The 18,124-nt window shown below is 62.7% G+C and carries 19 protein-coding genes and 1 tRNA gene; 13 read left to right on the top strand and 7 right to left on the bottom strand.

Annotated features, from left to right (window positions below; genetic code table 11):
* Positions 1-92 precede the first annotated feature (92 nt).
* The 9 genes from murA (at position 93) to NKJ94_RS15720 (ending at position 5,731) form a co-directional block, all read left to right on the top strand.
* Positions 93-1,385, top strand: a complete 1,293-nt coding sequence (murA, locus tag NKJ94_RS15760; RefSeq protein WP_352526254.1) for a UDP-N-acetylglucosamine 1-carboxyvinyltransferase — start codon at positions 93-95, stop codon at positions 1,383-1,385.
* A 93-nt stretch (positions 1,386-1,478) separates the two neighbouring features.
* Entirely contained in the window at positions 1,479-1,913 is a 435-nt protein-coding gene (locus NKJ94_RS15755) for a DUF2948 family protein (protein ID WP_352526252.1), read from the top strand.
* 4 nt (positions 1,914-1,917) lie between these two features.
* Positions 1,918-3,210 (top strand): histidinol dehydrogenase, encoded by a 1,293-nt coding sequence (gene hisD / locus NKJ94_RS15750; RefSeq protein WP_352526251.1) that lies wholly within the window; start codon positions 1,918-1,920, stop codon positions 3,208-3,210.
* A gap of 2 nt (positions 3,211-3,212) precedes the next feature.
* A complete protein-coding gene (locus NKJ94_RS15745; protein ID WP_352526250.1) occupies positions 3,213-3,698 on the top strand; it encodes a UPF0262 family protein in 486 nt (161 codons plus the stop codon).
* 2 nt (positions 3,699-3,700) lie between these two features.
* Positions 3,701-4,168, top strand: coding sequence for an arsenate-mycothiol transferase ArsC (locus tag NKJ94_RS15740; protein WP_352526414.1), 468 nt, complete (start codon positions 3,701-3,703; stop codon positions 4,166-4,168).
* Positions 4,169-4,257: 89 nt separating this feature from the next.
* On the top strand, positions 4,258-4,476 hold the full coding sequence (infA, locus tag NKJ94_RS15735; protein ID WP_006200926.1) for a translation initiation factor IF-1: 219 nt from the start codon (positions 4,258-4,260) through the stop codon (positions 4,474-4,476).
* A gap of 25 nt (positions 4,477-4,501) precedes the next feature.
* Positions 4,502-5,131 (top strand): Maf-like protein, encoded by a 630-nt coding sequence (locus tag NKJ94_RS15730; RefSeq protein WP_352526248.1) that lies wholly within the window; start codon positions 4,502-4,504, stop codon positions 5,129-5,131.
* On the top strand, positions 5,128-5,319 hold the full coding sequence (yacG, locus tag NKJ94_RS15725) for a DNA gyrase inhibitor YacG (protein WP_352526247.1): 192 nt from the start codon (positions 5,128-5,130) through the stop codon (positions 5,317-5,319). Before NKJ94_RS15730 ends, yacG begins: the two co-directional genes overlap by 4 nt.
* A gap of 336 nt (positions 5,320-5,655) precedes the next feature.
* A tRNA-Phe gene (locus NKJ94_RS15720) sits at positions 5,656-5,731 on the top strand.
* Positions 5,732-6,785: 1,054 nt separating this feature from the next.
* On the opposite strand, the gene NKJ94_RS15715 is transcribed toward NKJ94_RS15720, so the two are convergent.
* The 3 genes from NKJ94_RS15715 to NKJ94_RS15705 all read right to left on the bottom strand — a co-directional run bounded on the left by NKJ94_RS15715 (position 6,786) and on the right by NKJ94_RS15705 (position 8,424).
* The gene (locus tag NKJ94_RS15715; protein ID WP_352526245.1) at positions 6,786-7,181 is read right to left on the bottom strand and encodes a VanZ family protein; all 396 of its coding nucleotides are present in this window, start codon (positions 7,179-7,181) and stop codon (positions 6,786-6,788) included.
* A 680-nt stretch (positions 7,182-7,861) separates the two neighbouring features.
* Complete coding sequence (locus tag NKJ94_RS37575) at positions 7,862-8,128, bottom strand: DUF6894 family protein (protein ID WP_502904206.1); 267 nt, start codon at positions 8,126-8,128, stop codon at positions 7,862-7,864.
* A 104-nt stretch (positions 8,129-8,232) separates the two neighbouring features.
* Positions 8,233-8,424 carry a DUF3606 domain-containing protein gene (locus tag NKJ94_RS15705; RefSeq protein WP_352526242.1) on the bottom strand — a complete coding sequence of 64 codons (192 nt, stop codon included), beginning with the start codon at positions 8,422-8,424 and terminating at the stop codon, positions 8,233-8,235.
* Positions 8,425-8,843: 419 nt separating this feature from the next.
* On the opposite strand from NKJ94_RS15705, the gene NKJ94_RS15700 reads away from it, so the two are divergent.
* Positions 8,844-9,143: a DUF1236 domain-containing protein gene (locus NKJ94_RS15700; RefSeq protein ID WP_352526240.1), complete on the top strand. Its 300-nt coding sequence runs from the start codon at positions 8,844-8,846 to the stop codon at positions 9,141-9,143.
* A gap of 132 nt (positions 9,144-9,275) precedes the next feature.
* Here the strand turns inward: NKJ94_RS15700 and NKJ94_RS15695 are convergent, their stop codons facing one another.
* Positions 9,276-9,911, bottom strand: coding sequence for a hypothetical protein (locus tag NKJ94_RS15695; protein ID WP_352526238.1), 636 nt, complete (start codon positions 9,909-9,911; stop codon positions 9,276-9,278).
* On the opposite strand from NKJ94_RS15695, the gene NKJ94_RS15690 reads away from it, so the two are divergent.
* Positions 9,903-10,247 (top strand): hypothetical protein, encoded by a 345-nt coding sequence (locus tag NKJ94_RS15690; RefSeq protein ID WP_198030499.1) that lies wholly within the window; start codon positions 9,903-9,905, stop codon positions 10,245-10,247. The genes NKJ94_RS15695 and NKJ94_RS15690 overlap by 9 nt on opposite strands.
* An 85-nt stretch (positions 10,248-10,332) precedes the next feature.
* Here the strand turns inward: NKJ94_RS15690 and ggt are convergent, their stop codons facing one another.
* The 3 genes from ggt to NKJ94_RS15675 all read right to left on the bottom strand — a co-directional run bounded on the left by ggt (position 10,333) and on the right by NKJ94_RS15675 (position 15,947).
* On the bottom strand, positions 10,333-12,069 hold the full coding sequence (gene ggt, locus NKJ94_RS15685; RefSeq protein ID WP_352777863.1) for a gamma-glutamyltransferase: 1,737 nt from the start codon (positions 12,067-12,069) through the stop codon (positions 10,333-10,335).
* Between the two features lie 314 nt (positions 12,070-12,383).
* A complete protein-coding gene (gene rhaI, locus NKJ94_RS15680; protein WP_352526236.1) occupies positions 12,384-13,676 on the bottom strand; it encodes an L-rhamnose catabolism isomerase in 1,293 nt (430 codons plus the stop codon).
* Between the two features lie 168 nt (positions 13,677-13,844).
* Positions 13,845-15,947: a bifunctional rhamnulose-1-phosphate aldolase/short-chain dehydrogenase gene (locus NKJ94_RS15675; protein ID WP_352526235.1), complete on the bottom strand. Its 2,103-nt coding sequence runs from the start codon at positions 15,945-15,947 to the stop codon at positions 13,845-13,847.
* A 187-nt stretch (positions 15,948-16,134) separates the two neighbouring features.
* Here NKJ94_RS15675 and NKJ94_RS15670 point away from each other — a divergent pair, with 187 nt between their 5' ends.
* Together NKJ94_RS15670 and rhaS are read left to right on the top strand one after the other, a co-directional pair.
* Positions 16,135-16,944 (top strand): DeoR/GlpR family DNA-binding transcription regulator, encoded by an 810-nt coding sequence (locus NKJ94_RS15670; RefSeq protein WP_352526234.1) that lies wholly within the window; start codon positions 16,135-16,137, stop codon positions 16,942-16,944.
* Between the two features lie 55 nt (positions 16,945-16,999).
* A complete protein-coding gene (gene rhaS, locus NKJ94_RS15665) occupies positions 17,000-17,995 on the top strand; it encodes a rhamnose ABC transporter substrate-binding protein (protein ID WP_352526233.1) in 996 nt (331 codons plus the stop codon).
* Positions 17,996-18,124 lie beyond the last annotated feature (129 nt).

Below are 18,124 nucleotides of genomic sequence, written 5' to 3'. Positions count from 1 at the left end.
CTGTTTCTTGAACCAAGCCGGCCAATGGTCTAGACGGGCCGCAACAGACTCAACCGATTTAAACCGGCCTTTCGGCCGAGGGGACGCTCTTCATGGATCGCATCAGAATTGTCGGCGGCAACAAGCTTGCCGGAAGCATCCCGATCTCGGGTGCGAAAAACGCCGCGCTGCCGCTGATGATCGCCTCGCTGTTGACCGACGATACGCTGACGCTGGAAAACGTGCCGCATCTGGCCGATGTCGAGCAGCTCATCCGCATCCTCGGCAACCACGGCGTCGACTATTCGGTCAATGGCCGCCGCGAAAAGCAGCAAGAGGGCTATTCGCGCACCATCACTTTCTCCGCCCGCAACATCGTCGACACCACGGCGCCTTATGAGCTTGTCTCGAAGATGCGGGCGTCGTTCTGGGTGATCGGCCCGCTGCTGGCCCGCATGGGCGAGGCCAAGGTGTCACTGCCCGGCGGCTGCGCTATCGGCACGCGCCCGGTCGACCTGTTCCTGGAAGGCCTGCAGGCGCTGGGTGCCGATATCGACGTCGACACCGGCTATGTCATCGCCAAGACCAAAAACGGCCGGCTTGTCGGCAACCGTTATGTGTTCCCGAAAGTCTCGGTCGGCGCCACCCATGTGCTTGTCATGGCGGCCTCGCTGGCCAAGGGCGAGACGGTGCTCGAAAACGCCGCGCGCGAGCCCGAGATCGTCAACCTCGCCGAATGCCTCAACGCGATGGGCGCGAAGATCTCCGGCGCCGGCACCGCAACCATCACCATCGACGGCGTCGAAGCGCTGTCGGGCGCCCGCGTCAGGGTGATCCCCGACCGCATCGAGACCGGCACCTATGCGATGGCGGTGGCGATGACCGGCGGCGACGTCGTGCTGGAAGGCGCACGGCCCGACCTGTTGCAGACCGCGCTGGACATCATTTCGCAGACCGGCGCCGAGATCACGCAGACCAATTCCGGCATCCGCGTCAGGCGCAACGGCGCCGGCATTTCGCCGGTCGACGTCACGACGGCGCCGTTCCCGGCATTCCCGACCGATCTGCAGGCGCAGTTCATGGGCCTGATGACAATGGCCAAGGGCAAGTCGCGCATCACCGAGACGATCTTCGAAAACCGCTTCATGCACGTCCAGGAGCTCGCCCGGCTCGGCGCCCACATCACGCTGTCCGGCCAGACGGCGATCGTCGACGGCGTTTCGAAGCTGAAGGGCGCGCCGGTCATGGCGACCGACCTTCGCGCCTCGGTGTCGCTGGTCATCGCCGGCCTTGCCGCCGAAGGCGAAACCACGGTCAACCGCGTCTACCATCTCGACCGCGGCTTCGAGCGGCTGGAGGAAAAGCTGTCCGGCTGCGGCGCGGAGATCGAGCGCATTTCGGGCTAGAGCCTTTCCGCAGGGCTTGCGGCGCGGTTGCACGGATCGCCAAGACCGCCTAACAGAAGGCCAATCGTAAACCTTCGCAGGTGCGAATTCCGCATGAATGCCCTCAAGCTTGTCGCGTTCGACGATCAGGATCTGAGCATCATCTCGGCGCATGTCCAGGATGCCGTGATGAAGGTCAGCGATCTCGAATTCCTGCCTTCGGTTAAGCGATTCGTGCTGACCATGAACCGGTTCGTCTGGGAGGCGAAATCCGGCTTCCTGCGCCAGCACAATGAGCGGCGGCAAGCCGTGCTGCATTTCGACCGGGTGCTCGGCGCCAAGACCAGCGGCATTGCCCGCGACAAGCCCGACGAGGTGCTGTCGCTGCTGGCGATCAGCTTCGTCGCGCTCGACAAGCCGGCCGGCATCGTCGAGCTGATCTTTTCGGGAGGCGGCGCGATCATGCTCGACGTCGAATGCATCGAAGCGCGGCTTACCGATGTCGGCGGCGCCTGGGAAGCGACGTCGCGCCCCGTCCATAGGGTCTGAGCCGATGGCCATCACGCTTTGCCAGTCCGACGCCGATTTCGAGCAGCGCTTTGCCGCCTTCCTGTTGACCAAGCGAGAAGTCTCGGCCGACGTCGACGCCGTAGTGCGCGAGATCATCGCCAAAGTACGCGCCGAAGGCGACGCGGCGCTGGTCGCCTACACGCAGAAATTCGGCGGCGGCGACTTGGCCAAGCTCGGCATTGCCGTCTCCAGGGACGACATCGCCAAGGCCTACGATGCAGCCGATCCGCAGACGATCGAGGCGCTGAAATTCGCGCGCGAGCGCATCCGCTCCCATCACCAGCGCCAGCTGCCGCAGGACGACCGCTATATCGATGCCGCCGGCGTCGAGCTCGGCTCGCGCTGGACGGCGATCGAGGCCGTCGGGCTCTATGTGCCGGGCGGCACCGCGAGTTATCCGAGCTCGGTGCTGATGAACGCCATACCAGCCAGGGTCGCCGGCGTCGAGCGCATCGCCATGGTGGTGCCAGCGTCGGGCGGCGACGTGCCGCCGCTGGTGCTGGTGGCGGCCGACCTTGCCGGCGTCTCCGAAATCTACCGCGTCGGCGGCGCCCAGGCGATCGCCGCCCTTGCTTACGGCACCGAGACGATAAAGCCGGTCGCCAAGATCGTCGGCCCTGGCAATGCCTATGTCGCGGCGGCCAAACGCCAGGTGTTCGGCACGGTCGGCATCGACATGATCGCCGGGCCGTCGGAAGTGCTTGTGGTGGCCGACGGCAGCAACGACCCGGACTGGATCGCCGCCGACCTGCTCGCCCAGGCCGAGCATGACGTGTCGTCCCAGTCGATCCTGATCACCGACGACCCTGCCTTTGGCGAAGCGGTCGAACAGGCGGTCGCACGCCAGTTGCGGAGCCTGCCGCGCGCCGAGACGGCGGCGGCGAGCTGGCGCGATTTCGGCGCCGTGATCCTGGTGCCGACGATCGAGGCAGCACTGCCGCTGGTCGACCGCATCGCCGCCGAACATGTCGAGCTTGCCATCGACGACTCCGAGGCTTTCCTGGCGCGGATGCGCAATGCCGGTGCGGTGTTTCTCGGCCGCCATACGCCGGAAGCCATCGGCGACTATGTCGGCGGCTCCAACCACGTGCTGCCGACGGCGCGCTCGGCGCGCTTCTCGTCCGGGCTTTCGGTGCTCGATTTCGTCAAGCGCACCTCGATCCTGAAGCTCGGGCCGGAGCAATTGCGGGCGCTGGCGCCGGCGGCGATCACGCTGGCCAAGGCGGAAGGGCTCGATGCGCATGGACGCTCCGTCGCCATACGGCTGAACATGTAGCGATGTCGGACTACGACCATACAAACGCCAGGCTGATCGATGTCGAGCTCGACGAGACGATCGGCCGCTCGACGCCCGATGTCGAGCATGAGCGGGCGGTGGCGATCTTCGACCTGATCGAGGAAAACCGCTTCCAGCCGGTCAATGACGACGGCGCCGGCCCTTACCGGCTGAAGCTGTCGCTGGCCGAATCCCGCCTGGTGTTTGCGGTGACGCGCGAGGACGGCGCGGCCGTCGTCACCCACATCCTGTCGCTGACGCCGCTTCGGCGCATCGTCAAGGATTACTACATGATCTGCGAGAGCTATTACGACGCCATCCGCACGGCGACGCCCAGCCATATCGAGGCGATCGACATGGGCCGGCGCGGCCTGCACAATGAAGGCTCGCAGACGCTGATGGACCGGCTTGCCGGCAAGATCGACATCGATTTCGACACGGCGCGCCGGCTGTTCACGCTGGTCTGCGTGCTGCACTGGCGAGGCTGACACTGGCCGCCCCGCTGCCCCGCTCGATCCTGCCCCGCTCGATCCTGTTTGTCTGCGGCATGAACGCCGTGCGCTCGCCGATGGCCGAACTGCTGGCGCGCAAGGTGCTTCCGCCGACGACTTTCGTCGCCTCGGCCGGGGTGCGCGGCGGTGAGCGCGATCCGTTCGTCGACGCCGTGCTGGCCGAGGACGGACTGTCGCTCGGCGAACGGCACCCGAGAACGATGGACGACCTCGAGGACGACTATTTCGACCTGATCGTGACGCTGGCGCCGGAAGCCCACCACACCGCGCTCGAGCTCACCCGCTCGCTGGCCGTCGAGGTCGAATATTGGCCGATGCCCGATCCGACCGGCGTCAGCGGAACGCGCGAACAGATCATGGCCGCCTATCGCGACGTACGCGAGCGGCTGAAGGCGCAGATCGGCCGCCGATTCCTCAGCAACGGGGCTAAAAACGCCGCGGATTAAGCATGTTCACAAGCGGACGTTTATCATATAGGTTCCGCGCAACTTTCCGGCCGGGGCGCTGGAAGTACCCATCCAAGCAAAGGTATCGAATGCCGAAGGAAGAAGTCCTCGAATTTCCGGGTGTCGTCACGGAATTGCTGCCCAACGCGATGTTCAGGGTCAAGCTCGAAAACGAACATGAAATCATCGCCCATACGGCCGGCCGCATGCGCAAGAACCGCATCCGCGTTTTGACCGGCGACAAGGTCCTGGTCGAGATGACGCCCTACGACCTGACCAAGGGTCGCATCACCTACCGCTTCAAGTAAGTTCAAGGACCCGGCCGGGATCGCGATGGGCATTTTGCAGAAGCTCGTGCTTGCCTCGGGTTCGCCGCGCCGGATCGAGCTGTTGCAGCAGGCCGGCATCGAGCCGGATCGTGTGCTGCCCGCCGATGTCGACGAGATGCCGCTGCGCGCCGAGCACCCGCGCTCGCTGGCCAAACGCCTGGCGACGCAGAAGGCCGAGAAGGCGCTGGCCTCGCTGAAGAGCGAGACCGACTACGCGCCGAGCTTCGTGCTGGCGGCCGACACGGTGGTCGCCGTCGGGCGGCGCATCCTGCCCAAGGCCGAGACGCTCGACGACGCCGCCAACTGCCTTGGCCTTCTGTCCGGCCGTTCGCACCGGGTCTATTCCGGCATCTGCCTGATCACGCCGGGCGGCAAGCTGCGCCTGCGGCTGGTCGAGACCAGGGTGCGCTTCAAACGGCTGCCGCGCGAGGAGATCGACGCCTATATCGCGTCCGGAGAATGGCGCGGCAAGGCCGGCGGCTATGCCGTCCAGGGGCTTGCCGGCGCCTTTGTCGTCAAGCTTGTCGGCTCCTACACCAACGTCGTCGGCCTGCCGCTCTACGAGACGGTGGCGCTGCTCAGCGGCGAAGGCTTCAAGGTGCACGCCAACTGGCTGTCGGGTGCGCGGATATGAGCTCGGACGACAAGGTCACGCCGTTGCGGCCCAAGCGGCCCTGCCCGGAATGCGGCAAGCCTTCGGCACGCGATACCTATCCGTTCTGCTCGAAGCGCTGCAAGGATATCGACCTCAACCGCTGGCTGAAGGGTGTCTATGTCATCCCGGGCCGCGACGACGAGGACGAGAGCGACGACCAGAAATAGCGCCGTCACCTGTGTTTTCCGCAAGCTTGGGTCGGCTTGCCCGGCCTGACCGCGGCCGGTGAATTGGCCCCGACGCAGGCCCATTCGTTTCTGCCTGAAATCCCCATTCGTTTCTGCCTGAAAATCAATGTCTAGAGCCTGTTCCATCCGGATAGAATCGGATGGAATAGGTTCCGGCTTTTTGTTTGAGCATGATCTTTTCCGAAAACCGGATTCACTTTCGGGATCATGCTCTAAGCGCTGGACAGGCCGAATTCCCGTGCTATAACCCACGCGCTTTCAAGGGGTGCCGACGGCGCTTTCATGAACCCGGTGTGCAGACCGCCCGCCGGGCAGGCCCAGATAGCTCAGTTGGTAGAGCAGCGGACTGAAAATCCGCGTGTCGGTGGTTCGAATCCGCCTCTGGGCACCACTTTTCCAATTAAAACCAATGCATCGCCCCATGTGTCTGGTCGGTAAAGTCGGCACTTCAAGTCGCGCCATGTTGCAGACTGGGAGCAGATGGACGACCCGCTACTCTGCAGGCGGCGCGTTCGGGTCTGGGCAATCAGGTTGCGGCCATTCCTCACATGCAGAGGGTCGATCGCCAACGCTGCCATAGCGTTCCACGAGTTTTGCGAATCCGTAGGCGAAGGCGAAAAGAAGCGCCAGAACAACCACTATTCGGACGGCCATAGGGGATTGTATCAGGATCCCACTTAAGATTGAGCAGCATTCGCATTTGGCCGCGCGATTTCCTTGGCGAAGTCGCCGATTTCGCGGCGCAGGTTGCCGCGGGAGCGCTCCCTAAGTTTTCCACTACTAATGTCGGCCGTTTCTCGACTTTTTGTACCCACCATTTCCGAGACTCAATTAGCTTCTGCTTATGGAGAGTCGGCACGCCATCCGAAGGATTAAGGACGGGCTTTGGGAGGTCTACGATATAGACCACGATAAGGTTGTCTTCGCAGACGGGGTGGCTCTGACAAATTTGCAGGATGAAGAGGCACTCGACGCGTTGGAGTTACTAAAAGGGGGATTCCTGGTCCCGAGCAAACGAAGGTCTTCATCACCCCGATCCTGACCATGAGCGACCAAGTTGGTGGCATCCAATTTTCAAGCGCCGCGGCGGCCGTGCATCCGGCAAAAAAGGCCCGCCGCTCCATTCGCGAAGCGGCGAGGCCCCATATTCGGGGACGATTGCCGGGGTGTTCCCCGGCATTGACTACGGTGCAATTCAGGTGCCAGGCTTGATGACCCATAATGGGTCATCACACGGGGGAAAGCGAGAAAAGCGAACGCGGACCTTCCGCGATCACGCCACTGTCGCGCCTTGCCATTGCTGCTACATTGCTTTGCGGCGGACATGATTTTTCCGCCTGGCCGGCGTCCATCAGGCAACTTACCCCAACGCGCCCCCCAAGTGACGCCGGCCATTTTCACAATATTGGAGCGCGGGTACGCCGGCGCCGTTATGCGCTTTCGAGCTATGGCAATCCGCCGGCGACCCGCCTTGTGCAGCCTGCAATTATCAGCCCGCACGCCATTCCGGCGCAGTCGGCCACCCAGTCGAACAGATCCGGGTCGCGCCCTATCAGTTGCGCAGCCTGAAGACCCTCGATCACTGCGCCCGTAAGAACGAGGAGTCCGATCAGCTTTGCCTTGTGTTCCGGCCAGCCGAGACTTCCGAGAGCCGCCAGGACGACGAAGGCGGCGGCGTGATTGAGCTTGTCGTGATCAAACGTGAAAGCGAGGCCAAGACCCTGCAAGACCCGCTCCGGCAAAAGGGCGAACAGCAGAACGCCGGCAAACGCGACGGGAAAAGCAATCCTTGCCACGGTCTGATAAGAATCTAGGCGCAACAGGGTAGAATAGCCTTTCATCCGAAATCTGCAGGGAACACCGCCGGCCGCTGCAGTCGAGAGCTAGCGCGGCGCTCAATTTCCGCCGTCCGGGCGTCGGGTGCATCGTCAGAATGAATGAATGCCTCGGTCGGCCGCTGCACAGGCCGGGCTCGTGGCGAGTGCTCTGCAATGGGCTGGCTTCCCGGGCAGTACCTTCCGCGATCACGCAATTACCTGCCGTGCGAACGCGGCTACTATCTGGCTGCGGCGGACCTGATTTCCGCTTGGCCGGCGCTGCATTAGGCACCTTACCCCACGCCACACGAAGTGGCGCCGGCCCGCTCTCCCAGCTAGATTTCCACCGGTTGCGTGATGATCGACCCGCGTCAAAAAGCCCGCCGCCCTGTCGGACGACGGGCTCCGTTGCCTGGGCGCCAGGGCGCCGCGGTAGCGACTTATGCTACTAATGCTCCCGCAGGTTTCCAATATGCGGCCGCCGCGCGGCGTGGCGCATCGGCTAAACAAACGAAGCCCGCGCCTCTGGCGGAGGGCGCGGGCCGATCGGGTTGCGGCCCGATCTGCAGCAGAAACCCGGGAGGTTCCCGCTGCGCAGAGATAACTATTAGAAACTTCTAATGTTCCGCCTTGAGGAAGATGCCGTCTGCACCAGAAATTTCGGCGCGGCACGTGGCATAGTCGGCGCGATGACGATCGAGCCGTCAGCTCGTGCGCAAGTTGATTCGGAAAATCTGCTCGCCGAAACGCCGCGTTTCGACGGCAAAGGTCAAGGCCACTTCAAGGACCAGACCGTCATGGCCGTCCCGGACTTTGACTGTGATCCTACGGTGAGGAAGGCCATCCCTGGCCATCTCGGCCAATGTGCGAAGGGCTTCTTTCCTGACCAGCGAGAAATCGTCACATAACGTTCCCTGATCGTCGGAATAGACGATTCCGTCTTCATCGGAATCGAAGAAGTAAACGGGCATTGCGCTTGGCCGAAGCGTCGGCATCTGGGCACGTTGTCGATGGCTGGCCGGGATCTCGGCCGATCGCGATCAGTGCCTTTCCAGCCGTCGGCTTCGCCGGCATCTCACTTGCGCTCGCGCAATGCTTTCACCGCCTGCGAGAGGATCATCCGGTCGCCACCGGTCCTTTTGATCAGCTTGCTCACCTGGCTGGGCGAAATACCATTTTCCCGCGCGAAATATTCGACCTCATAATACTCATCCGCCGAAACGCGGTTGCGGTCGCTGAAGTCTCGCTTGCTCTTGTCGTCGGCCATTTCATTTCTCCTCGCCTCAGGGTCAATTTTGGTCGGAAGCACGCTGCAATTTGCGGGTTCGCCGCCATAAAAGTGACGCGCGAACCCTATCGGCGCAGGAAGGGACGGGGCTGCGCAGATGCCGGGTTCGATCGGAGTGGAAACAGCGAAGATCGGTGCGAGCGACCGGCGGCCGTCTACATTTTTCCACGGAATCCTCCCGAAACGTGCAACCAGCAACGGGTACGAGCCGTGGCGGTTCCGGGCTGCGCGACGGCCCCGCCCTTTGCCCGCAAGGATCAGACTTAGGTCCTGCGACAACACGTCGATTGGTCCCGCTCGGGTGGGACCGAAGCCCCGTCGACGGAACGTTTTCAGCTGCCTTCCGTTCGAATGAGCCTTGGCGCGAAGAGCGTCCCGAGTTCGCAAAGGAGACGACCATGAGAATGCATCTTTCCACCGCGGCAGCGGGACTTTTGCTTCTGGCACGTGTCGGCGCCGCTGCGGCGCAAGACGTTGTCATCGAACCGCAGCAGGAAACGGTCATCAAGGAGTATGTGAAAAAGCAGCCGCTGGCCTCGGTGAAAATCCCTGGGGTGGAGCTCAATATCGGCTCAACGCTCCCCGACACTGTCGAACTTCATGAGGTCCCCACCGTCAAATATCGATATGTCGTCGTTGACAACCGCACCGTCGTCGTCGACCCAGGCACGCGCAAGATCGTCAAGATCATCGATTGACGTGAATGCTCGGGCAGCCGTCGCCCGCTGCTCAGAAATGAGCGGTGGGCGACGTATGTGTTGGGCAGTTTTCAACGTCAGCCAGCAAGAACCCTGCCCCCACTCTGGAAAGGCCGGGCCTAACAGGCAGTTTCAATGCGAACCATCAGCAGACTTTTTGATTCCAATGACCAGGCGGCGCGTGCCGTCGCAGCGCTTCAGGCGGCTGGAATTGGCCGCCAGGAGATCAGTGTCATCGGACCCTACGATGACGAAATCGGCGCCGTCTTGCGCGATCCAGGCACCGGTGCCGCTCTTGGCGCGGCAGCCGGTTTGTTGGCCGGCCTCGGCGCCTTTGATCTCCCCGGCATCGATCCCCTCGGCGCGGGATGGCTTGCATCGGCCCTCGTCGGTGCAGTCTTGGGCTGCGTTATCGGCAGACTTCTCGGGACATTGTCCGATATCAGCAAGCAGCCGGGCCAGCCGGATGCCGCACAAGGTGTGATCCTGGTGCTGGCGCATGTCGATGAAAAGCAGGCCGACACCGCGCAGGCGGTGCTTGGAGCTTCCGTTCAGGCGACGCAGCCCATGGCCACTGCCGCCTGAAGATTCAGCTCCGGCAAAGCACTTGACCGGGCCTGGCAGCGGGGCGATCAAGCACGAACCCAAAAAACTCTGGCAAGCCGCCGCCAGAAAGTGTTGAACACCGTGCCGATCACATTCGACGAGCGGTTGCGCTCGGCGAGGCTTGATGATTTGCTGCCAGTTTGCGGAGAACGAATGATGCATGAGCCTGTCGGTCAAGACGAATATGGGTCGACCAGCCCGTTCGATCCGGACGACCTGTCGAGGTTGAACGCGATCGGCCCGAGCGCCGGCAGCAACGATTTCGAAAAATACGCAGTCGCCGTGATCATCGTGTTCGGCGCCCTGATCATCGGCGGCCTGATGGCCGCCGGCTTGAGCTTCGGGCGCCGCAGCACCTTCTTTTTCGCGCTTGGCGGCGCCACCGCCGCATGGATCTCCGGCAATGCGCTTCTGCTCGACCGGCCGCGCATCTACGCGCTGTTCGTCGGCGTCGCGGCGCTGATGCTGATTGCGTCCACGATCGCGCTGGTCACCTGATTCAAGGCGAAATCTTCCTGTTGACCGTGATCCTGAAAACGGTTTGCACTTTTTGCTGCGCTGACCTTCGGTTTGGGATCATCGTCTAATACCCGATAGCCTCGCCGGATGCGGCGCGGCTGTCGATGGCGCCGTTGTAGCGGGCGCCACCACCCTTCTCGATTTCCGTCAGGCTCTTGCCGCCGACCAGGATGCCGGCCGCCTGGCCCCAGGTCGTGTCGGCAAGATCGAGGTGGTAGCCCATGCCGGTAAGCAGCTTTTCGGTGTCGGGCGACAGGCCGAAAGGTTCGATATAGACCGTGTCGGGCAACCATTGGTGATGGATGCGCGGCGTATCGATCGCCTCCTGGATGTTCATGCCGTGGTCGATGACGTTGACGATCGCCTCCAGCGTGATGGTGATGATGCGTGAACCGCCAGGGCTGCCGATGACCATGAACGGCTTGCCGTCTTTGGCGAGGATGGTCGGGCTCATCGACGACAGCGGCGTCTTTTTCGGCGCAATCGCGTTCGCCTCGCCCTGGACCAGGCCATAGAGATTGGGCACGCCGGGTTTCTGGGTGAAGTCGTCCATCTCGTTGTTGAGCAAGATGCCGGTGCCGCCGGCGACGACGCCGGCGCCGAAAGAGCCGTTCAGCGTGTAGGTTACCGCGACGGCGTTGCCGTCATTGTCGATGATCGAATAATGCGTTGTCTCGCTGCTCTCGCCAAAGCCCTTCGGCATCAATTCCTGCGACACGCCGGCCCGGAACGGATCGATCTTTTCGCGGATTTCCCTGGCGTAATTCTTGTCGAGCAGTTTTGCGACCGGGTTGTCGACGAAGCCGGGATCGCCGAGCGCCGAATTGCGGTCAACATAGGCATGGCGCATCGCCTCGACCATGACGTGAACCGTCTCGGCCGAGCCGGCGCCGAGATAGGACAGTGGATAGAACTCAAGCACGTTGAGTATCTCGCAGATGATGACGCCGCCGGAGCTCGGCGGCGGCGAGGAAATGATCTCGTAGCCGCGATAATTGCAGGTCGCCGGCTTGAGCTCGCGCACCGCATAGTTTTCGAAATCCGCCTTGGCCAGGATGCCGCCCTTTGCGCCGCTCGCCTTGACGATGGCGTCGGCGATCGCGCCTTTGTAGAAGGCATCCGCACCGCGTTCGGAAACGGCGGCAAGCGAAGCCGCGAGATCGGGCTGAACAAGGCGCTCGCCAATGGCATAAGGCTTGCCGTCCGGCTTGAGGAAAATGGCCGCCGCCGCTGGATCCCTCGCCAACCGCTCCGCGCCGCCCTGGAGCGAGGCCGCATCGCCCTGCTCCAGCACGAAGCCTTCCTCGGCAAAGCGGATGGCCGGCGCCAGCAAATCCTGCCGCGTCAGCGTGCCGTATTGGTCCCGTGCCATCTCGAAACCGGCAACCGAGCCCGGCACGCCGACCGCCAGATAGCCGTCAAGACTGGCGCCCTTCACCGGCTTGCCGTCCTTGTCGAGATACATGGTTTTGGTCGCGGCCAACGGCGCGCGCTCGCGGAAATCGAGGAAGGTCGAACGGCCGTCCTTGAAGCGGATGGTCATGAAGCCGCCGCCGCCGATATTGCCGGCGGTCGGATAGACCACGGCCAGCGCATAGCCGACGGCGACCGCGGCATCGACGGCATTGCCGCCCTTCTTCAGCACCTCGATGCCGACCTCAGACGCAAGATGCTGGGCGGTCACAACCATGCCGTGCTCGCCCTTCGCCGGCTGCGGCGAGGCGGCAAAGGCGAGGAACGGGACAAAAGTCAGGGTGAGGGAAAGGCTGACGGCTATCAGGGTGCGGCGGGTGGAATGGATGGCCGTTCTCCGAGGCTTGGGGTGAGCCTAGGAAAGCCGTTTGGGGAGGTCGAGTCTACTGACAATGATGCGAGAAAGGCGTCGTATGCTGGTGCCGGTTCGCTGCGTAATCACCGTTGCGATCTTTGACTGATGCCGCTGAGCGCCGCCGCGTTGGCAGCAAGGCCACGCTTCATTGCGGCTCTCAGAATTTTTTCCCGTTTCAGCAATTTGTTCTTGCTTTGTGCCGGCAGCTATGCTACTAATCTGGCTGTGGTGCCAATTGGCTCAAACGACCCGCCCTTCGTGGCGGGTTTTCCATTTTCACCCCAGCTTCAAACAATCCCGCCGCCGACGCTCGCCACCGCCGGCCGTTCTGCTGCGACCTTCGCCCGGTAGCCGGCGGCGCGGTAGGCGGCGACCGGATCGATGGCGCCGCCGGTCTTCAGCCGCGCCATGGCGAGGATCGGCTCGACATCGGTGCGGTAGGCGGCTTTCAGCGTCTGCGTCGCCATCAGCGCGTCATTGGCGTCCTGGAAGCCTTGAAGCGCCTCGCGGTCGACCAGCAGCGCCTGCGCATAGGCGCGCTGCACCTCAACTGCCGACAACATCAGGCTTTCGATCGGATCGGTGACGTTGTGGCTCTGGTCGAGCATGTGGGCCGGATCGAAACCTTCGGCACCTGAGAGTTCGGCATCGACCAGCTCGTTGAAGACCAGGAACAGCCGGTAGGGATCGATGGAGCCGGCGTCGAGGTCGTCGTCGCCATATTTCGAATCGTTGAAATGGAAGCCGCCGAGTTTTTTGAACTGTATCAGCCGCGAGACGATCATCTCGATGTTGACGTTGGGCGCGTGATGGCCGAGGTCAACCAGGCAAAACGCCTTGTCGCCGAGCTCTTTGGCGATGATGTAGTTGGTGCCCCAGTCCTGCACGACCGTCGAATAGAAGGCCGGCTCGTACATCTTGTGCTCGGTGAACAGCTTCCAGTCGCTCGGCAGTCCGGCATAGATCTCCCTCATCGCGTCGAGATAACGCTCGAACGCCTTGGCGAAATTGACCTGGCCGGGAAAGTTGGAGCCGTCGCCGATCCACACCGTCAACGCCTTCGAGCCCAGCGTGCTGCCGATCTCGATGCATTCGAGATTGTGCTCGACCGCCTGCTGGCGCGTCGCGGCATCGGCATGCGACAGCGAGCCGAACTTATAGGAAAGTTTCTGGTCGCTGGCGTCGGAAAAGGTGTTGGAGTTGATGGCGTCGAAGCCGAGTCCAAAGCGCGATGCGGCCTGCTTCAGCCGGTTCGGATCGGCCTTGTCCCACGGAATATGCAGCGAGACGGTCGGCGTTGCCTGCGTCAACTGCCGGATGACGGCGCAATCCTCGATCTTGTCGAAAATGTCGCGCGGCTCGCCGGCGCCGGGAAAGCGGGCAAAGCGGGTGCCGCCGGTGCCGACGCCCCAGGACGGAATGGCCACGGCAAATTTCTCGACCCTGTCGCGGATGGCGTCGATGGCGATGCCGCGGCGGTCGAGGCGCTCGCCGAGCGAGTCATAATCGCGTTCGAGGTCGGCCTTGCGTGCCGCGTTGTCTTTCTCGACAACATCGGCGGAGATAATGGTTTCGGACACTGCGTTTCCTCCCAAATGCGTTCGGTTGGCGCTGCCCCTCATCCGCCTGCCGGCACCTTCTCCCCGTAGAGAGACGGGAAGAAGGGAAGCGCTCCGGCGTTGGCGACCCCCTCTCCCCGTCGTTACGGGGAGAGGGTAAGGGTGAGGGGCAGCGCCGCCTTCAAACTATTACCGCGTAAAGCTCTGGGCGTTGCCAGCGTCGACATTGACGATGTTGCCGGTCGACTTGGCCGACATGTCGGAGGCGAAGAAGTAGATCGCCTCGGCGATGTCCTCGGGGAATACCGACCGCTTCAGCATCGAGCGCGAGCGGTAATGCTCTTCGAGATCGTCGGTCGACATCTTGTATGCGGCGGCGCGCTGTTCCTTCCACTCGCCGGTCCAGATCTTCGAGCCGCGCAGCACGGCGTCGGGATTGACGACATTGACCCGGATCTGTGCTTCCGCGCCTTCCAGCGCCAGGCAGCGCGCCAGATGGATCTCGGCGGCCTTGGCCGTGCAATAGGCGGCGGCGTTGGGCGATGCGGAAAGCCCGTTCTTGGAGGCGACGAAGACCACGTTGCCGCCGATTTTTTGCGCGCGAAACAGCCGGAAAGCCTCGCGCGAAACGAGGAAATAGCCGGTCGACAAGATGTCCATGTTCTTGTTCCACAGCGCCAGCGTGGTTTCTTCGATCGGCGCAGCGGATGCCAGGCCAGCATTGGAGACCAGGATGTCGATGCCGCCGAACTCGACCGCCGTCTCGGCAAAGCCGGAGATTACCTGATCTTCAGACGTGACGTTGATGACGACGGGCCGCACGAAATCCTTGCCATAGGCCTTGGCAAGCTCGTCATTGGCGCTGGCAAGGGCTGCCTCGTCGATATCGGCCAGCACGACGCAGGCGCCCTCGCGCAGCAGCCGGTTGGCGGTGGCCCGGCCGATGCCGCCGGCGCCGCCGGTGACCAGCGCGATCTGGCCGGCAAGGGCTTTTGGTTTCGGCAGGCGCTGCAGCTTTGCCTCTTCGAGCAGCCAGTATTCAATATCAAAAGCTTCCTGGTCGGGCAGGCCGACATAGGTCGACACCGTCGAGGCGCCGCGCATGACATTGATAGCGTTGACGTAGAATTCGCCCGAAATGCGCGCCGTCGCCTTGTCGCCGGCGAAGGTGAACATGCCGACGCCTGGCATCAGATAGACCACGGCATTGGGATCGCGCACCGATGGCGAATCCGCGTGCTTGCAGCGGTCATAATAGGCCTGATAGCCGACGCGATACTCCGCCACATCATCGGCAAGACGGGCAATGACGGCATCGACGTCGGGCGCCTTGGGATCGAACTCGATGACCAGCGGCCGGATCTTGGTGCGCAGGAAATGGTCCGGGCAGGACGTGCCAAGTGCGGCCAGTGGCCGCAAATCCTTGGAATTGACGAATTCGAGCACGGCGGGCGAATCGTCGAAATGGCCGAGCTTGTGGCTTTTCTCCGAGATCAGGCCGCGGATACTCGGCATCAGTTTTGCGGCCACCGCGCGACGCGCCGGCGCGTCGAGCGATTTGACCACTTCGCCGCCGAAGATCGGCTTGCCCTGGCTCTTGCGCTCGAACCAGTCAATCGCCTGGTTGATCACCGAAATCGTCGTCTCGTAGCATTCCTTCGGTGTGTCGCCCCAGCTGAACAGGCCATGGCTTGCCAGCACAACACCCTTGGCGTCGGGGTTCTCGAGGCAGAATTTCTCCAGCCATAGGCCGAGCTCGAATCCCGGACGTTTCCATGGCAGCCAGCCGATCGTGTCGCCGAAGATCTCCTTGGTCAGCGCCTGCGAATCCTTGGCGGCGGCAATGGCGATGATGGCGTCGGGGTGCATATGATCGACATGCGGCTTCGGCACGAAGGCATGCAGCGGCGTGTCGATCGAGGCCGCGCGTGGGTTGAGATTGAAAGTACAATGCGGCAGATAGCCGACCATCTCGTCCTCATGCTCGAGGCCGCGATAGAGACCCTTCAGCGCGCGCAATTTATCCATGTAGAGCGTGGCGAAACCGTCGAGCTTGATCGAGGCGCTGTCGCCGCCCGAGCCCTTGACCCACAGCACTTCCACGCTCTCGCCGGTGAGCGGATCCTTTTGCCAGATCTTGGAGGAGGTGTTGCCGCCGCCATAATTGGTGACGCGCTTGTCGGAGCCAAGAACGTTCGAGCGATAGACGAGACGTTCCGGCTCGCTCATTGCCTGGGCTTTCGCCTCATCCCAAAGATTGGCGAGGCGCGTGCCGGAGCGCTTGTCGAGCATAGGTATCCTCCCTTTGGGACACGCAAACGACGCGGGTCCCTTTTGCCCGAATTTCTACGCAAGCGGCTGTCTTGTCAATCACAAACGATCAATATCAATCATATTGCATTGCACAATGAAATTATCTGATCGGAAATGATTGACACTGCGCGCTTTGGGTGCCTAGATGCTCAAGCAGGGAGGAACCATGCACGAGAAAGAGCGCCACAGGATCATTCTGTCCGCCGTCCAGGAAAAACCTGTGGTGACGGTGCAGGAGATGGTCGACCTGACGGAATCGTCCGAGGCGACGATCCGGCGCGACATCGCGGCATTGCATGTGCAAAAGCGCCTGCGCCGGGTGCGCGGCGGTGCCGAGGCGCTGTCGCCGCCGCAGTTCATCGGCCTTGCCGGCCGGCCGTTTTCCGTCAACGAGACCATCAACGCCTCGCAGAAGCGGGCAATCGCGCGGGAAGCCGTGGAACTCTGCAAGGATGGCGAGCCGATCATCATCAATGGCGGCACCACCACCTTCCAGATGGTGCATTTCCTGACCGGCCGCCGCATGCCGATCTTCACCAATTCCTTTCCGATTGCTGAGCACCTGCTCAGGCATTCCAAGAACACGGTGATGCTGTCGGGCGGAACCATCTACCGCGAGCAGAACATCATCCTGTCGCCCTTCGACAATGACGTGACGCGCAATTTCTACGCGCGCCGCATGTTCATGGGCGCGCAGGGACTGGGACCGCTGGGTCTGATGGAAGGCGACCCACTGTTGATCCAGGCCGAGCAGAAGCTGATCGACCAGGCAGACGAGCTGGTGGTGCTGGTCGATTCCTCGAAATTCCGCAAACGCTCGAGTCTGATCCTGTGCGGCCTGTCGCGCATCGCCACGGTGATCACCGACGACGGCATCGAGGATCGCGAGGCCAAGATGCTGGAGACCGCCGGTGTGACGCTGATCGTCGCCCGCACAACGGCAAGCAACAAGGAAGAATCTTCGCTGCAGGCCTGAGAAAAACTCACGCCCGCAGCGGCGATGGAATGCAACGCTCAAGGGAGGATATTCGATGAGCTTTCTGAAGAAATTGATGATTACGGCGGCGTTCTCCGCCGCCATGTTCGTGAATGCTGCCTATGCCGAAAACGTCAAGATTGCGCTGGTGGTGAAGTCGCTCGGCAACGGCTTCTTCGACGCCGCCAACAAGGGCGCCGAAGAGGCGGCCAAGGAACTCGGCGATGTCGAGATCATCTATACCGGCCCGACCAAGGCGACCGCCGAAGCGCAGATCGAAGTGGTCAATTCGCTGATCGCCCAGAAGGTCAATGCCATTGCCATTTCTGCCAATGACGCCGACGCGCTAGTACCGGCGCTGAAGAAGGCGATGGAACGCGGCATCACCGTCATCTCGTGGGATTCAGGCGTCGCGCCGGAAGGCCGCCAGCTTCACCTCAACCCCTCCGACACCAACCTGATCGGCGAGACCATCATCAAGCTTGCCGCCGACTACCTGCCGGAAGGCGGCGACGTCGCCATCCTGTCGGCTTCGTCCACCGCGACCAACCAGAACGCCTGGATCGATGCGGCCAAGAAGGTGCTGCCGGAGAAATTCCCCAAGATCAAGCTCGTCGCCACCGTCTATGGCGACGACGACTCGGCCAAGAGCACGGACGAGGCCAAGGGCCTGCTGAAGTCCTATCCGAACCTCAAGGCGATCATCGCACCGACCACGGTCGGCGTCGTTGCCGCCGCTCAGGTGGTGACCGACGAAGGCCTGATCGGCAAGGTCAACGTCACCGGCCTAGCGCTGCCGTCGGAGTTCAAGAAGTTCATCGACAATGGCGCTTCGCAGGCGGTTGCGCTGTGGAACCCGATCGATCTCGGCTATTCCGCCGTCTACCTCGCCCATGATCTGGCGGTGAAGAAGGAAGAAGCCAAGCCGGGCGCGACGCTGTCGATCGGCCGTGTTGGCAAGGTCACGCTCGACGACACCAACTCGGCTGCGATGGCTCCGCCCTTCCAGTTCGACAAGTCGAACATCGAAAAGTTCTCCAAGATCTATTGATCCTGGAGCCCTTCAACCTGGCGCGGGGGGGGGGGGGGGGGGGGGGGGGGGGGGGGGGGGGGGCGGGGGGGGGGCGCGGGGGCCGGGGCGCACGGGGGCGGGGGGGCGCGGGCCAGGGGACCGCCCCGA

This window comes from Mesorhizobium sp. M0060 (assembly GCF_040323155.1).
Taxonomy (GTDB): Bacteria; Pseudomonadota; Alphaproteobacteria; order Rhizobiales; family Rhizobiaceae; genus Mesorhizobium.
The sequence above is the reverse complement of the archived record's forward strand: the minus strand, read 5'-3'. Positions and strand labels throughout refer to the sequence as shown.

Bases quoted from the DNA above. Each gene is read 5' to 3' on its own strand.
- infA (WP_006200926.1), top strand. From the start codon at position 4,258: ATGCCGAAGGAAGAAGTCCTCGAATTTCCGGGTGTCGTCACGGAATTG.
- NKJ94_RS15695 (WP_352526238.1), bottom strand. From the start codon at position 9,911: ATGCATCATTCGTTCTCCGCAAACTGGCAGCAAATCATCAAGCCTCGC.
- rhaS (WP_352526233.1), top strand. From the start codon at position 17,000: ATGAGCTTTCTGAAGAAATTGATGATTACGGCGGCGTTCTCCGCCGCC.
- NKJ94_RS15745 (WP_352526250.1), top strand. From the start codon at position 3,213: ATGTCGGACTACGACCATACAAACGCCAGGCTGATCGATGTCGAGCTC.
- hisD (WP_352526251.1), top strand. From the start codon at position 1,918: ATGGCCATCACGCTTTGCCAGTCCGACGCCGATTTCGAGCAGCGCTTT.
- NKJ94_RS15715 (WP_352526245.1), bottom strand. From the start codon at position 7,181: ATGAAAGGCTATTCTACCCTGTTGCGCCTAGATTCTTATCAGACCGTG.
- NKJ94_RS15690 (WP_198030499.1), top strand. From the start codon at position 9,903: ATGATGCATGAGCCTGTCGGTCAAGACGAATATGGGTCGACCAGCCCG.
- NKJ94_RS15675 (WP_352526235.1), bottom strand. From the start codon at position 15,947: ATGCTCGACAAGCGCTCCGGCACGCGCCTCGCCAATCTTTGGGATGAG.
- NKJ94_RS15730 (WP_352526248.1), top strand. From the start codon at position 4,502: ATGGGCATTTTGCAGAAGCTCGTGCTTGCCTCGGGTTCGCCGCGCCGG.
- NKJ94_RS15700 (WP_352526240.1), top strand. From the start codon at position 8,844: ATGAGAATGCATCTTTCCACCGCGGCAGCGGGACTTTTGCTTCTGGCA.
- NKJ94_RS37575 (WP_502904206.1), bottom strand. From the start codon at position 8,128: ATGCCCGTTTACTTCTTCGATTCCGATGAAGACGGAATCGTCTATTCC.
- yacG (WP_352526247.1), top strand. From the start codon at position 5,128: ATGAGCTCGGACGACAAGGTCACGCCGTTGCGGCCCAAGCGGCCCTGC.
- NKJ94_RS15670 (WP_352526234.1), top strand. From the start codon at position 16,135: ATGCACGAGAAAGAGCGCCACAGGATCATTCTGTCCGCCGTCCAGGAA.
- NKJ94_RS15705 (WP_352526242.1), bottom strand. From the start codon at position 8,424: ATGGCCGACGACAAGAGCAAGCGAGACTTCAGCGACCGCAACCGCGTT.
- NKJ94_RS15755 (WP_352526252.1), top strand. From the start codon at position 1,479: ATGAATGCCCTCAAGCTTGTCGCGTTCGACGATCAGGATCTGAGCATC.
- murA (WP_352526254.1), top strand. From the start codon at position 93: ATGGATCGCATCAGAATTGTCGGCGGCAACAAGCTTGCCGGAAGCATC.